At 55.6% G+C, this 14062-nt stretch carries 13 protein-coding genes; 2 read left to right on the top strand and 11 right to left on the bottom strand.

From position 1 onward, the window contains the following. Positions 1-11 precede the first annotated feature (11 nt). From VF617_RS07415 to VF617_RS07370, 10 genes are all read right to left on the bottom strand, one after another. Complete coding sequence (locus VF617_RS07415; RefSeq protein WP_331014231.1) at positions 12-1619, bottom strand: type I restriction-modification system subunit M; 1608 nt, start codon at positions 1617-1619, stop codon at positions 12-14. Further along, positions 1616-2770, bottom strand: a complete 1155-nt coding sequence (locus tag VF617_RS07410) for an AAA family ATPase (protein WP_331014230.1) — start codon at positions 2768-2770, stop codon at positions 1616-1618. The genes VF617_RS07415 and VF617_RS07410 overlap by 4 nt, the downstream gene beginning before the upstream one ends. Beyond that, positions 2767-4056, bottom strand: coding sequence for a restriction endonuclease subunit S (locus tag VF617_RS07405; RefSeq protein ID WP_331014229.1), 1290 nt, complete (start codon positions 4054-4056; stop codon positions 2767-2769). Before VF617_RS07405 ends, VF617_RS07410 begins: the two co-directional genes overlap by 4 nt. Positions 4057-4065: 9 nt before the next feature. Then, the gene (locus VF617_RS07400; protein ID WP_331014228.1) at positions 4066-7038 is read right to left on the bottom strand and encodes a type I restriction endonuclease subunit R; all 2973 of its coding nucleotides are present in this window, start codon (positions 7036-7038) and stop codon (positions 4066-4068) included. A 416-nt stretch (positions 7039-7454) separates the two neighbouring features. Next, entirely contained in the window at positions 7455-7634 is a 180-nt protein-coding gene (locus tag VF617_RS07395; protein ID WP_331014227.1) for a hypothetical protein, read from the bottom strand. Beyond that, positions 7634-7975 (bottom strand): DUF3768 domain-containing protein, encoded by a 342-nt coding sequence (locus VF617_RS07390; RefSeq protein ID WP_331014226.1) that lies wholly within the window; start codon positions 7973-7975, stop codon positions 7634-7636. The genes VF617_RS07395 and VF617_RS07390 overlap by 1 nt, the downstream gene beginning before the upstream one ends. Then, positions 7975-8430, bottom strand: a complete 456-nt coding sequence (locus VF617_RS07385) for a hypothetical protein (protein WP_331014225.1) — start codon at positions 8428-8430, stop codon at positions 7975-7977. The genes VF617_RS07390 and VF617_RS07385 overlap by 1 nt, the downstream gene beginning before the upstream one ends. A 134-nt stretch (positions 8431-8564) precedes the next feature. Beyond that, a complete protein-coding gene (locus tag VF617_RS07380; RefSeq protein WP_331014224.1) occupies positions 8565-9641 on the bottom strand; it encodes a hypothetical protein in 1077 nt (358 codons plus the stop codon). Positions 9642-9852: 211 nt separating this feature from the next. Then, complete coding sequence (locus tag VF617_RS07375) at positions 9853-10587, bottom strand: hypothetical protein (protein WP_331014223.1); 735 nt, start codon at positions 10585-10587, stop codon at positions 9853-9855. A gap of 42 nt (positions 10588-10629) precedes the next feature. Continuing rightward, positions 10630-11178, bottom strand: coding sequence for a recombinase family protein (locus tag VF617_RS07370; protein ID WP_331014222.1), 549 nt, complete (start codon positions 11176-11178; stop codon positions 10630-10632). 307 nt (positions 11179-11485) lie between these two features. Here VF617_RS07370 and VF617_RS07365 point away from each other — a divergent pair, with 307 nt between their 5' ends. Both VF617_RS07365 and VF617_RS07360 read left to right on the top strand, forming a co-directional pair. Beyond that, complete coding sequence (locus VF617_RS07365; RefSeq protein ID WP_331014221.1) at positions 11486-12499, top strand: hypothetical protein; 1014 nt, start codon at positions 11486-11488, stop codon at positions 12497-12499. Between the two features lies 1 nt (position 12500). Then, positions 12501-13130, top strand: coding sequence for a hypothetical protein (locus VF617_RS07360; RefSeq protein ID WP_331014220.1), 630 nt, complete (start codon positions 12501-12503; stop codon positions 13128-13130). A gap of 48 nt (positions 13131-13178) precedes the next feature. Here VF617_RS07360 and VF617_RS07355 read toward each other — a convergent pair whose 3' ends face one another. Beyond that, positions 13179-14018 carry a plasmid partitioning protein RepB C-terminal domain-containing protein gene (locus VF617_RS07355; protein ID WP_331014219.1) on the bottom strand — a complete coding sequence of 280 codons (840 nt, stop codon included), beginning with the start codon at positions 14016-14018 and terminating at the stop codon, positions 13179-13181. Between the last annotated feature and the right edge of the window lie 44 nt (positions 14019-14062).

The following is a 14062-nucleotide window of genomic DNA, read 5'->3' as shown; positions in this document are numbered from 1 at the left end:
TGACAAACTGGTCATGGCAAAGGGGGTAATCCGAGCTCGCCCAGGAAGACATTGTGCTCCTTAGTGGCGACGGCAATCTTGTCGTCCAGCGCAGTCAGTTTCGCGTGGACGGCCGCAAGATCGATTTCTTCCTCTGCTGTCGCTGTGCTGACATAGCGCGAGATGTTCAGGTTGAAGTCATTTTCCTTAATCTCGGCCATTGGCACACGGCGGGAATAGCGCGGCTCCTCGGTCCGGTGCTGATAGGTCGATACGATCTTGCCAATATGGTCTTCCGAAAGGCGGTTTTGCCGCTTACCCCGGTCAAAATGCTCCGCCGCATTGATGAACAGCACATCGTCAGGTTTCTTGCACCGCTTGAGCACTAGGATGCACACGGGAATGCCGGTCGAGTAGAACAAGTTGGCAGGCAGGCCGATAACCGTATCGATATGGCCATCCTTGAGCAGCTTGGTGCGAATGCGCGCTTCCGAGCCGCCCCGGAACAGTACGCCATGCGGCAGGATGATGGCCATGACGCCATCCTGCTTGAGAAAGTGGAAACCGTGGAGCAGGAACGCGAAATCGGCGGCTGACTTGGGCGCAAGCCCGTAGTTCTTGAACCGCACATCGTCGGACAGCGCGTCCGTTGGCGTCCACCGATAGCTAAATGGCGGATTGGCGACCACGGCGTCAAAGCGCGGCATTTTTGCCGGGTTCGTCTCGCGCAACATCTCCCAATCATTGGTCAGCGTATCGCCGTGGAAAATCTCGAACTCGGTATCCTTCACCCCGTGCAGCAGCATATTCATGCGCGCGAGGTTGTAAGTCGTGATGTTCTTTTCCTGACCGTAAATCTTGCCGATGCCGTGCACGCCCATCCGGTTGCGGACGTTGAGCAGCAGCGATCCTGAGCCGCAGGCAAAATCGAGCAGACTATCGATGTGGGCACGCTTGCCCGTCGCGGGTTCCTGCCCGTCCAGCGCCACGATTTCGGAAAGGATGTCGGACACGAACTGCGGTGTGTAAAATTCCCCAGCCTTCTTGCCCGATCCGGCAGCAAACTGCCCGATCAGATATTCATAGGCATCGCCCAGCGTGTCACTGTCGGTGGAGAAGGATTTCAGCCCGGTCGCAATCTCGGTGATGATTTTGCAGAGCGCGGCGTTGCGGTCCATGTAGGTCTTGCCCAGCTTTTCCGATGACAGATTGATTTCGGAAAACAGCCCGTTGAACGTGCTCTCGAAGGACTGATCCTCGATATACTTCATGCCCGATTGCAGGGTGTTGAGCAGTTCGCCGTTCTGCACCCGCGCCAGTTCGACAATGCTGGTCCACAAATGCTCCGGGCGGATGACATAATGGACCCGGCGGCGCATCAGCCGCTCAAAATCCTCCGCATCCTCGGCATTGGCTGCATACCAATCGGTCAGCGGGGCGCGTTTGTCTTCCTCTTTCAGGGCTGGGTAATCCGGCCCTAACTCCTTCGCCGCCGCCGCCTCATAATTGTCCGACAGATAGCGCAGAAACAGGAAGGCCAGCATATAATCGCGGAAATCGTCCGCGTTCATGGCGCCGCGAAGCTGGTCGGCGATCCTCCACAGGGTATCACCCAGTTTCTTGTGTTCCTGATCGGTCATTGGGCGTTCGCCTGCTGTAATTCTTCTGCGAAGAGTTCGGGATTGAAGGGAAAGCGCACCCTGAAATCGTTCAGGATACGCCGGAAATATTCCTTGTTTTCGGGCACCATCTCGGTTGGCTCAAACAGCGAATAATTGCCGTGGCTCATTACGTTGATGAGCCGCGTGTGCAGAATGCCGTCTGGGTCGTCCCTGTCCTTTTCGATGCAGGAAGAGAAGCCGGGGAAGCCGTGAAAACTAGCGGTCTTTTCCAGAACGGCGCGCAGCATGTTGAAATGATAGGTGTAGAGGTTGCCGCTATCCGCCGCCTTTTGCAGCTCGGCGAGCAGTGCGACGTGATGAAAAAAGGGCGTATCGCCGGTTTCACGGACAAGATAGGCGTTGTCATTCTTGGCCAGAAACAGGCGTTCGACTTTTTTGTTATTCCGGCCAAACTCGTTCCACAGCACGTTGAAGAAAAGTGTGTGATGTGACGAAACGACAGTCTGAAGGCCGTTGTCCTCACGTTTCAGAAGTTTTGCCAGATGGTTGGCGACGGCGATGGCGTTGTGCTCGTCCAGCGATGAGATCGGGTCATCGACATAAACGTAGCGGACCCATTGATAGGCCTCTGCCCCGTCAATCGCGAGTTCCACGATGGCGAGGAAGAAGCACCATATGAAAATATTCTCTTCGCCGCGCGACACCTTGATGTTGTCCAGGGTCTCGGTGTGCGTGCCGCCATCCTCGGCTGTCATGGTCAGGACGCGCGAAAAGCGGACATTCCAGTCACCGCTGTCTTCGCGGGCATCGATTACGAAATCGAAATCGGCATAGCGTTGCAGCAGCGGGCGAATGCGGTTGTCGAGTTCGAGCGAAGCCAAACCATCGAAGAACCGCGACGCCTTGTTCAGTTTCAGCTTTCGGTCGGCATCGCCATCGAGATCATTGTCCCACGAAAACAGGTCTTCGGTGAAGGCGTTGAAATAGAGCGTATCGCGGGCGTCGCCCTGCTTGCCAATATCCTTGAAGGCCATTGATAGGCGCGTTTTGCCGGTGCCATTATAAGCATAGAGCAACACGTATTTCTTGTTGCCCTGCTCAGGATCAAAGAGATTGCGCAAATGCGCTGCAAAGGTCGGCAGGTCGGCATAGGCGGCGGCAGGCCTCATGCAACCGCCCCAGCAACCGACGGGAAAAGTTGCTCCATCAAGCCATTTTTATGAGATTTTAAGTGCTTAACTCTCGCCGATTGCGATGCCAGTAATTTGTCTAGCCAAGTCAGCAGGTCGACAATTCGTTGCTGCTCAGCAGCGCGCGGCAAAGCCAGCTCAATCGCCTCAAGCTCGTCGGTATTGAGCTTTCCGGTGCCATGCCCGGCAATGACCACCATCTCCAACAAGCGTCGTTTGCTAGCGAGCAACGCGAATGCCAAAAAAAGTCCATTTACGCCGGTTCTTGGCACCAGCGCTTTGACATCTTGGTTGCAGGCCATCTCTCGGCGTAGCACGCAGATTGGTACATCTTTGAGCAGGGTCATCCCCCGAGTCAGTATCAAAAGACTGTCCGCTGGGACCAATCGAGCACCAACATTGACGGCCGCGAGCGAGATGTGATCTTGAGTGTCATCTAAGAAAAGCTGCTTCATATCCTTGGCTGATGCCCAAGGGATCGACCCATTCCAGAACAGTGGGTTAGACTTATCGGGTGTGCTGCCGGACTGGAGAGATACGAGCGTTTCCAGACTGCTTATTACCCATTCCCCTGCATCCTGAAATTCGGGGAAGCGGAGGCGGGGAGTGGTTTCGCCTTCGGCGGGGAAGAGCTGATGCATCAGACCCTTTTTGTGATCCCGCAGCGCCGTTAGCTTTTCCGTCTCGGCGGCGATCAGCGTGTCGAGTGACGACAGGCAATCAGCTATTTTCCGCTGCTCGGCATTTTCCGGCGGACAGGGCATTTTAACCGCGTAAAAGTCGTCCGACCGGATATTCAGTAGGCCGTTACTGCGCGCTCCGCTTGTAATGAAGCTTGCCAACTGTCGCCCGTGGACATTTTGATCAAAGAGCGCTTGGAGGAAGCGTGGTTGATACTCATCGTTAAGTCGAAAACACAGGAATGCGCTTGAGGCCGCTGCCTCATCAAACTCGGTTAGCTGGCATACATACCCTTGCGGGAAAGCCGTCGAGTTTCCCTTATTGTAGGCAAAATCGCCCTTCCTCAGATATGTATAGTTTCGATACTGGTCACCGGAGATGTCTCGCCCGAATTTGGAGGCTTGAGACACAAAGCCCTTTCCTGCTGTGATGCTGACCGGCGTCAACTTCGCATTGCCGGCCTTCTCAGAAATCGGGGTGCAGAGCTGACCAAGGGGCTTAGCAAGCCAAGCACCGCGGCCGCGAAACTCCGGAAACCGTAGCTTCGGCACTAGCCCTTGACTATCGCTCGCCTGCTCCGTCACTGCCGTACCTCACTGCTCATAAGCACTGAGGCCGGAAATCTCGCGTCCTTGGGCAAGTTTGTGCAGCAACGGTGACAGATCTTCCATTAGCGCTAATTCCTTTTGGGTGCGCGCTTTCCAGCCTAACCCAAGCGGGGCCAGCAGTTCGTTCAGCCGTTCGCCATCAAAAATGCGGCGGCGTATCACTTCTTCGACAAAGGCTTGGAACGCGGCTGGCTCAATTTGATGAGCGTTCGCGATGGCGGTTAACTCCTGTGCCTTCTTGGATTCCTTAAAGTTTTCATATCCGGCGCGAATGGCGTTTTCATCGAGCGCCTTGTTGGCCTCCAGCCCCCGGATATACTCCGCGATGTCCTCGCGCTCATCTATGAACTTCGCGTCAGCCTGAATGAGGCCGATCAACTGATCGCGGTTCATTTTAAGCTTGCCGGGCTGCTGCTGGGTGTAGCGGGCGATCAGCCCCATGATGTAATCATAGTCGATGACTGACGAGGCGAAGAGCACGAACTCGAAATCGAGCATTTGCACCAGCGGATCGGCGGCGTCGCCCTTTCGATCTTGCTGCTCTTTCAGCCGCTGCGCGGTCTCAAGATAGGCGCTGCGGAAGCCTTGCAGCGTTTCAGCGGGCACGGTCGCGCTGATCTGGTCGCGCTGATCGTCGCTCAAATCGGTATATTGGTCGAGCTGTGTCTTGAGGCGTTGCACCTCTTTGAACATCGTGACGAACTGGCTGCGCGCTGCATCACCTTTCAGATGGGGCACATCTTCCGGCGCAGCCGTGAGGCCCTGTGAGGCCATGAACTCGCCCAGCTTTTTCACCGCGCCTTGCAGATTGTCGATGACCGTGGGCGCGGGATCGACCAACCAGATTTCGCGCGCCTGATCGATCTTTTCGCCTGAGAAGAGCGCAATTGCCTCTTCGACATTCTGCTGCTGCTGGCGGAAATCCAGAATATTGCCGTAAGGCTTGGTGTCGTTCAGTACGCGATTGGTGCGCGAGAACGCCTGGATCAGCCCATGATATTTGAGGTTTTTGTCAACATAGAGCGTATTCAAAAATTTTGAGTCGAACCCGGTCAGCAGCATATCGACCACGATCACGATGTCGATTTTCTGGCTGTGCGGCAGGTCAGCATTCGGGAATTGCTGATCCTTGATGCGCTTCTGCACGTCCTGATAATAGAGGTCGAACTCGCCCACCCTGTGGTTCGTGCCATATTGCTCGTTATAATCGTCAATGATGGCTTTGAGAGCCTTCTTCTTGGCCTCGGGGTCTTGCTTGTTATCGAGCTGCTCCTGCGGCAAATCCTCCTGAATTTGCTGCACATCCTTGTTGCCCTCAGCAGGTGGCGAGAATACGCACGCAATGTTGAGCGGACGAAAGTCCGGGTCGGCGACTTGCCGCTTGGCCTGCATTTCCTTGAACTTATCGAAGTATTCGATGGCTTCGTTGATCGAACTCGTCGCCAAGATGGCGTTGAACTTCCGCTCAGCCGTGGCCGCGTCATGCTTCGTAAGGACGGTCTCGACGACCTTTTCCTTTTTCAGCCCTTCGCCCGGTTTCGGTAGGCGCTCGCCCTCGGCTTTGTAATAATCGATATGGAAGCGGAGGACATTGCGATCCTCAATCGCATGGGTGATCGTATATTCGTGCAGGCTGCGCTGAAATAGGTCGTCGGTGGTGCGGAAACTCGCCTGTTCGCCCTCAACCTGCTGGTAGCTGGCATTCTTCTCGAAAATCGGCGTGCCGGTGAAGCCGAACAGCTGCGCCTTTGGGAAAAACTCCTTGATCGCCTTGTGGTTCTCACCAAACTGCGACCGGTGGCACTCGTCGAAAATGAACGCCATACGCTGATTGCGCAGGGGCTCCAGCCGCGCCTTGTAGTTCTTCTTGTGTGCGCCATCGAGCGCTAGCCCCAGCTTCTGGATCGTGGTGACGATCACCTTGTCGGCATAATCATCAGACAGCAGGCGGCGCACCAGTGTTTCGGTGTTGGTGTTTTCCTCGACGCAGCCTTCCTGAAAGCGGTTGAACTCTTCGCGCGTTTGCCGGTCGAGGTCCTTGCGGTCTACCACGAATAGGCATTTTTCAATGTCCGGGTTGTCCTTGAGCAGCGTTGAGGCCTTGAACGATGTCAACGTCTTGCCGCTGCCCGTGGTGTGCCAGACATAGCCATTGCCGCAGTTCTGCTGAATGCTCTCGACAATCGCCTTCACCGCGTAAATTTGGTAAGGGCGCATCACCATGAGCTTCTGCTCGCTGGCGACGCGCACCATGTAGCGGCTGATCATCTGCCCCAAGGTGCATTTTGCCAGAAACTTGTCGGCGAAGCCGTCCAGGTGGACAATCTTCCGATTGTCCTCCGCCGCATATTGATAGACCGGCAGAAAGCGCTCGTCGGCATTGAAACTGAAATGGCGGGTGTTGTTATTTGCGAAATACCATGTGTCACCGTAGTTACTGACGACAAAAAGCTGAATGAAGCACAGCAAGGTTCGGCCATAGCCATTGCCAGGCTCGTTCTTATACTCAACAATCTGCTGCATCGCCCTTCTCGGGCTGACTTGAAGGGTTTTCAACTCTAGCTGAACGACGGGGACGCCATTGATGAGTAGGATCACATCATAGCGATGATGGCTGTTATCGGTGTTGATGCGAAGCTGGTTGATGACCTCAAAGGTATTTTTGCACCAGTCCCGGGTATTAACCAGCGTGAAGTTGAACGGTGTGCCGTCATCGCGCAGAAAGCTATTATATTCTCGCAGCGTATGCGCAGCAGCAAAAACGTCGGGCGTCACGATCTGTTCGAGCAGCCGCTGAAATTCGCTACTGGATAATTTTACCCGATTTAGAGCCTCAAACCTTTCACGGAAGTTTCGTTCCAGCGTCAAGCGATCACGGATATCGGGACGGTATTCATATTTGAGCTCGGTAAGTTTGGCGATCAAATCCCTTTCAATATCGCTCTCTGTCGCCACCATTACCCCAAACCCAGTCCTTTTCGGTGCGGGATCCGCCACTTCCGATGAAGCAAGCGGCCGCCCCCTTGTTGCGATCAGAATGTCCTTGCTCCCCCGTTTCTGGCCGATTTGCAGTCGGCAAGCAATCTTAACGGGGAAAAGGGCCGGCCTGCTCGTTCGGCTTCAGCCGTGCGCCTCACGCGCTTCCGTTGTCACGATCTAACCGCGGCCGCCAGCCCCCAATGGTATCGATGCGTCTTGTCCTGGAAATGGGAGCGGCGCGCTTGTGAGGAACGTCACGCTAGTGGGACGCGAAGCGGAATGGTGCGGTAGCTGGGCAGACACAACGAGGTAACGCGCTTGTGAGGGCGCGTTAAGGGCTACCTCGGTCCGTGGATTTCTGAAACGGGTATCGCTGCAGGTGTTTGGCAGCGCGCTTAATTGATCGCGTCTCCAGTTACCTCGCCGGCGGGCTGACTTGGTGAAAGCGAAACCAGCGGCGGCCAGGGGCGGCGGCTTCGGACGACAATATGAGCGTCTGCTTGTCCCGTGACGAGCAGCACGCGCAGCGCGCGAAAGTGCTGCTCCGTGATATCGCGGGCATCGTAGCGTCGCATCAATATTCCTCCGCAAGCATGATGGTCAGCACGCGCTTCACAGCGGCGGGATCGGCTGGGTCGGGATCGCGGGATGGATCGTCGTCGGGCGGATAATAATCGATCTTCCAGAAGATGCGGTGCCCGTGGACCGTCATGGCCTGGAAGTCACCCTCGAAATATGGGTCGTTGTCGGGGCCGAATTCTCCCGGCATTTGCACCGTGTCCATGATGAGCCGCTGTGTTGCCGGCGGCAGCGCCGCCACACCCGCCGTCATGAACATCTGGCCGCCCCTGCCGGTGAAGCGAAACTCCTCATTGAGGCGGGCAATTGTCGCTGCCCGCCTCAAATCAGTGGGCATCAGCCGCCCTTCTTGGCGCGCGGCTTGAAGTTCGCCTTCCGCTCGGCGCTCGCCGCCGCTAGCGCCTCGTCCAGCTCGCCGGCATCAGTTGCTTGGATCAGCGTGTCGATCATGCTCGGCAGCGCATCGAGCCTGCCGACTTCGATGCAGGTCATGCCCTTGCTCAGTTCGAGCGGCTTGCTGCCATATCGCGCCTGGAAGAACAGCGTTCCCGCCGCATCCTTGAACCAGCCGCGACGCACGTGGCGCGGCGCTTCTGCGCGGACGCGCTGGCCGTTCTCGCCGTTGCGAAAAACGATCTTGGTCGCGTTATAGGGACGACCCTCGACATCGGCCTGCGCGGCGGCCTTTTGCTCGTTGAGATAACGCAGCAGTTTCGAACGCGCCGTGAGCTTGGGATCGGACACGCGCGCGGGTCCGGCGGCGGAAAGCTTGAGGTTCTTCAGGACGGACATGCAATTCTCCATTGCGGTTAACAACAATGGAAATCGGTAATGCCGCTGCGCCAGAGAGCGACCGAAGACTTGATTTAATTCCCCGGCCCTCAGACCAGAAGAAAGGGTCCAGATCTCCCTTTGCGGTGGAGGAATTATTTTCCCGGCTTCCAGTAGCCAAACCATTTGAGGGCCGGGCATTTTGCTGCGCCTTTGGGGATGTGGTTCAGCGAAAGGTTGAAAACCGAGCCGCCAAGGAACAGCGCTATTTCCACTGGTGCGCCCGTCTCTTGCCACAGAAGCGCGGCGGCCTTCGGCACGACGTGATTGTTCGCATCTTTCAGATGCGCAATCGCGACTGGTATTGCCATATCCATGCCGTCGGCCTTCACCGCCAGGCGCATATCCGCGAACGCGCCAAAGACATTCTCATAGAATGCGTCATGGCCAGCTGGGGCGCTTCGTTTGAAGAAGCGCGGCTGGGACAGGAATGCAATGCTGAACTTGGCAAAATTCTTTGCGCTGACTCCAAGGTGGGCGTTCACCTTGAAGCGGGCGCGGCTACGGCGTTTCCGTGCGCTGGACTTCTGTGCTGGTACGCCGTTGTCAAAGAAGTCACATCGACAGTAGCCGAGGGCCACCTTCAGTAGCGGGCCTCCGGCATCCCCATCCCCATCCGCATCAGCCTGACCATTTCCTTCCTGCACGGACGAAGGTGGAACCGGAGCCGTGCAGGCCTCATTCTCTTGGAGAGCAGCGCGAGCCGGTGGAGGCGAAGCAAAAGAGTTATCTGGTGTTGCAACGAGCGTGGCGCTGGGGTTCTGCGAACCCGGCGTGCAACCATTATTCTCAGTCTTCTTATCTAATAATGGTTGCACGGTTTGACGCGCCGGGGCCGTACAACCGATACGAGCTAGAATGTCGTCCGCGCTTAGCTGTCTGCGGGTTTCAGGGGTCGTTGCACGATGGGCGTTGGCGTCTGCATCGGCCTTACTGGCACCGTGCAAAGCCACCCGTTGCACGGTTGGAATTTGGTCATCGGGCATATGCGTTGCACGGCCGTTCGCAGCATGCACCGCGTTGGAGAACTGATACGCTGTCCCAAGACCCTCCAACTCAGGATGGCGGACGATGCGAAGCCGGCGTGCAAGACGAGCAGATTCCATCTCGATGTCGATGCGAGCGAGTTGATCCAGTGCGGTATTGCCGCTTGGCAGGTTAGAAATGTTCACGAAAATTACCTCTCAAAAAGAAATGCCCCGGGTGCTGCAACACCCGGGGCAACGGCGCGCGAGAGGTAATCAGCGCACAGGGAAAGTCGTGAAAATCAAACTATGCCAATGCCCTCCCGCTCTCATCGCCTGTTGCAGCAGGTTACCGCATATTTATGCAGCCTCCGGGGTCAGCATCGCAATATTCTCGAGGGCTTTAAAAATTTAGCGGCTAAACTTCCTCACCGTCCCCGTCGATTTCCGGAATTTTGATCGCCCTTCCAGCGGCGAAAAGGACTTCTTCAACCTGATCGGGTTCGAAGCGTCGTTCCAGCTTCCGGCACAGCGAGTTTATGCCGGAAATATAGTCGAGGTACGTGGTGACTTGATTTACGCTTTGAACTTTCTTGCCGAAGGGCAGCGTTTCGTCCCTTTGCCGTACCAACTGAATTCTGAGAGAATAAAGTTCAGCGAAAGTCTCGCTGACAATCGCTTTTATGACCTGGCTGTCGTAGATTAGGCACCGTCCAGATGTCGCTTGGATGCCCGCAAAATAGGCAATCTTCGACGTGGATGATGTCGCAATCCCACTGATTGGTGTATTCAGCGCCTTGATAATCTCCGTGGGCGTGCAATCGCCCGGGCGCCCTTGCAGCGATCTTACTTTATCGACGAGCTTGTCGATATGAGGCCAAGCATTTCTCAGATCGGCCGGTCGTTTTGGGTTTATAAAGCCATTTGGGAAGCCCCACACCAGCGAGAACACGACGCCTTTACGAACATCTTCTCGGAACGCTTGTTTCACATCCGCACGGGTAAATTCATTGCGGGAGAAACGCTCGGTTAGCTCATCCACGTAGGGAAGACTGTGCTTCTTCCACGCGGTTGGGCGGAAACGTTCACCCAGACTGTCCGGGCTGAGCTCCCGTAGGACAGGGAGGATCGAGATTGGCGCAAGTGGGAGCATCGGGCGAATTTACCGATCCGCAATCTTTCGCCAAGGCGCTTTTTAGGATGGAGGAGGCAGGAGGCGATAAACGCTGGCACGCCCAATACCCATCTCCCGAGCGATATCGACCGGTCGCATGCCCCCAGCGTGCATTTCCCGGACACGATCGACCGGAATAGTCGCGCGGCGCCCCTTGTAAACACCAGCCTCTTTTGCCCGAGCGATGCCGTCGCGCTGGCGCTCCTTGCGAATTTCAGTTTCAAATTCAGCGACGGCGGCGAGAACCGCTAGCGTCAGCTTGCCTGTGCTGCTTGTGGTGTCCACGCCAGCTTGCTGCACAACCCGCAAACCGCAGCCCTTGGCAGACAATCGCTCAACGATTTGGTGCAAATCCAATACGGAGCGGGCAAGTCGATCGAGCCTGGTGACCGTAAAGGTATCCCCCTCGCGTACAAAATCGAGCGCGGCGGTAAGGGCCTGACGGCTTTTGGTGCTCGTCCCGCTCTGCTTCTCGCTGAACGTTTTCTCGCACCCGGCCTCCGCGAGGACCGCTTCCTGTACGTCCAAGCTCTGGCCTGCGCTGCTGACCCGAGCATACCCCACAATCATATCGGCCTCCGTCTTGGTTGGATCGAGACCAAGGTTACGATGTGTCTTTTGGAGGATCCGTCAACCATAAGGCGACATGCGTCGCGTCTTCCTCAGGTGTCTTGATGCGGCATACTTGTCGGAGACACTTTAATTTCTAAATGCATCCGCGAGCTCAGCAGCACGGAGAACGGAGCAGACGCTCCCTTTCCGCTAACATTAAATGCGCTCTCCTCTCGCCGGCGAACCTTTGATTACCTGCGTGACCGAGCGCGTGCTCGTTGTCTTCCCACGTAGGCATGATAAGCTGCGACCAGGAGGGATCTGAATGGTTGCTTTGAAAACAGAACGGCGAGTGTTTTTGTGGCGTGTGAGCCCTCACGCCGCTCCGAAGGATGCGGGGATAACGGTCACATTCGATCAGATTTTCCAAATTCTCAACGATGCGTTCGTTAGCAAGAAGGCCTTCGCTCACCTCGATTCTGATGGAAACATCGTGCCATCAACCGCAAGCGCAGACCCCAAGAAGTGCATATTCATCGCGGATATCCAGGTTACTGCGGATAAGAAACATTGCACATTCCTTATCAACCGTGGCGATCCTGACGTCGCTCATCCAAGCTTCATCAACCCCATTGCTCAAACGGTCGAAAACGTGGCGCCGAAGGGCGATCAGGTTCAAGGTTGGTCAGCTCATATGACCATCGCCACTGTGGCCGACAGCAAAGGTCAGCACCGTGCCTGTTTTGAGCGCATGCAAGGTGTGTCGAGCACCCTTGTTCAACGCTATCTCGATGCGCTCACTGATGCCGCCACCGAGGGCGATCCAGCTTATGTGTATGACAAGCCTCTGAAGCGAGGCAAAAAAACCGTCATTGAGCAAAGGCCTTACAAGTTGCGGTTGGGGATTAACAAAATCCCCTCGGAAACCCTGCAGAAAGACCTGAACGACGGTGTCCTTTCGGAAATCACATTGATTAAGACCGAACCCTCTTATGCCGGGCCGGGAAACCCCGAAGTCCTGAATTCCGTAAAAGAGAAGCTGACCATCCATACCAAGAAGGTCGCCAAGGATTCCGCGATGGATTATATAAAGGAGGTCACGGGCTGGGCGAAGGCCCACAACTATGACGAAATTCAATTCCGCATAAACAGTCTTCCAGGCGACACTACCGCCTCACCCCGCTTCTTGTTGGAGAAGGCGGACGCCATGGACACGTTGTACGCGCGCTCACGCAGGCTGACTGGATTTACAGCGCTCCTCGAAACTTGCTATGCGCAAATTAGCCCGGAAATATCATCTAAGATGTTGGCCGAGCTAACCAACGAAAGCCTTTGGTAACGTGCGGTGGGCCGCAAGCCAGCTAGGTTCTCCCTTACGCTACCTCCAGATAGCTCAGGGTAACGGCTGGTTTACGTCAAAACTCACTTACGATTTTGTGCTTCCCGCAATTTTGGCGACGATATGCGCAGCGGCGGTGCTGTATTTTTCGCTTCCGCTCAGACTGTATTCTGAAACCGGTTTAATTCCGGGGGTCATCAACCTCCTCAATCTGCTCATCGCATTTTTTATCGCAGCTTTGGCTGCAGTGGCGACATTTGATCGGCCGGGCCTTGATGACCCTCTGAAAGGTGAGCCGGCTACCATGAAGAGGAAGAAAAAATCTGGCGTTATTGTGGATCACATTCTGACCCATCGTCAGTTCGTATGTTATCTATTTGGATTTCTCTCGTTTGCCTCGGTCAGTTTGCTGATAGGGCTTTATGGCTTTAGATTAGTCGGGCCGCCGCAGTGGCTTGACGGGGATTTATCAATCTCGCTTGTTCAAGCGGAATTACATCTAAAACCGGTGATCAAGGCGGTCGGGATTTGGATTTTTTTCTTCGTCCTGTCTCAGATTGTGATCACCACTCTGCTTGGTATCTATTTTCTTTGCGATCGCCTGCAGTTCCTTGACGATCAGGCAGACTGATTTAGGTAAGTTCATGGCGGCTATGTACCAAAGTGCATCGGGGCCTGATCATGCGGCCCTCTGAAGCTCAGCTATTTTCTGAAATTCACTGAGCAGATCGGCATGATGCTTAGCGAGATGCCGGACCACTCGAACATTTCCTAACAGCCGCTGCACGTATCCGGTGGCTAGAACCAGATCCAGGTGATCCGCACCATAGGACTGTTCGATCAGCTTGAACTCTCGGTCCAGCGCTTCGGATTCCCGTCCCATCAACGAGATTTGCTCGTCCGTCAGGCCCCGAACGACCTTGCGACGGCCCTCCACCAATTGATCGTCAGGTGTGCCCGCGACAATCGACCGCACATATGATGTCGAGTATCGGTTCATCGCTATCATCATCTCGGCGGCGACGATTTGCCTCATGGGCTTCAAGCGCCGCAGGTCGACGAATGCGTTTAGTGGAACGTGCTTGTCTCTAAGCAGGTCCGCTGCTTCGGGGCAGATGCCAACAAGCAGATTCCGCTTCTTGCGGATGCTCGCAATATCGACATTCAGCGCGCGGGCTAAGCGCTCCTCCGGAACGCCTTTCTTGACCGCATTCAGGATCATTTTGTGTTCCTGAATGATCGCGATCCGGCTCACGCGCCGATTGTAGGTGAAGGCCTCATCTTCGGTAGCGACGAGGCAGATCACCTCGGCGTCGCCGCGTTCCCGGAGAATATCAATCCGCAAATGTCCATCGAGCAAATGGTAGCGGCCTGTATCAACACTATCCCGCGCCACGACCGGAGGCTCGATAATCCCCACCTCAGCAATCGACGCCGCGATCTGACCATATTTGACGGACTTGCGAACGTTAGTCGGCACCTCTCTCAAAGGCGCTATATCGCTGATCGAAATGCGCAAAGTTGCTCGCTCAAATGCTAGCGCAACGGGAGGTGCATTCTTCG

The sequence above is a fragment of the Sphingomonas sp. genome (assembly GCF_036388215.1).
GTDB lineage: Bacteria > Pseudomonadota > Alphaproteobacteria > Sphingomonadales > Sphingomonadaceae > Sphingomonas.
This window is presented reverse-complemented; position numbering and strand designations above follow the sequence as displayed.

Excerpts from the sequence above, each read along its gene's own strand:
- VF617_RS07395 (WP_331014227.1), bottom strand. The coding sequence starts at position 7,634 with ATGCGACGCTACGATGCCCGCGATATCACGGAGCAGCACTTTCGCGCG.
- VF617_RS07375 (WP_331014223.1), bottom strand. The coding sequence starts at position 10,587 with ATGCTCCCACTTGCGCCAATCTCGATCCTCCCTGTCCTACGGGAGCTC.
- VF617_RS07390 (WP_331014226.1), bottom strand. The coding sequence starts at position 7,975 with ATGCCCACTGATTTGAGGCGGGCAGCGACAATTGCCCGCCTCAATGAG.
- VF617_RS07370 (WP_331014222.1), bottom strand. The coding sequence starts at position 11,178 with ATGATTGTGGGGTATGCTCGGGTCAGCAGCGCAGGCCAGAGCTTGGAC.
- VF617_RS07385 (WP_331014225.1), bottom strand. The coding sequence starts at position 8,430 with ATGTCCGTCCTGAAGAACCTCAAGCTTTCCGCCGCCGGACCCGCGCGC.
- VF617_RS07415 (WP_331014231.1), bottom strand. The coding sequence starts at position 1,619 with ATGACCGATCAGGAACACAAGAAACTGGGTGATACCCTGTGGAGGATC.
- VF617_RS07410 (WP_331014230.1), bottom strand. The coding sequence starts at position 2,770 with ATGAGGCCTGCCGCCGCCTATGCCGACCTGCCGACCTTTGCAGCGCAT.
- VF617_RS07400 (WP_331014228.1), bottom strand. The coding sequence starts at position 7,038 with ATGGTGGCGACAGAGAGCGATATTGAAAGGGATTTGATCGCCAAACTT.
- VF617_RS07365 (WP_331014221.1), top strand. The coding sequence starts at position 11,486 with ATGGTTGCTTTGAAAACAGAACGGCGAGTGTTTTTGTGGCGTGTGAGC.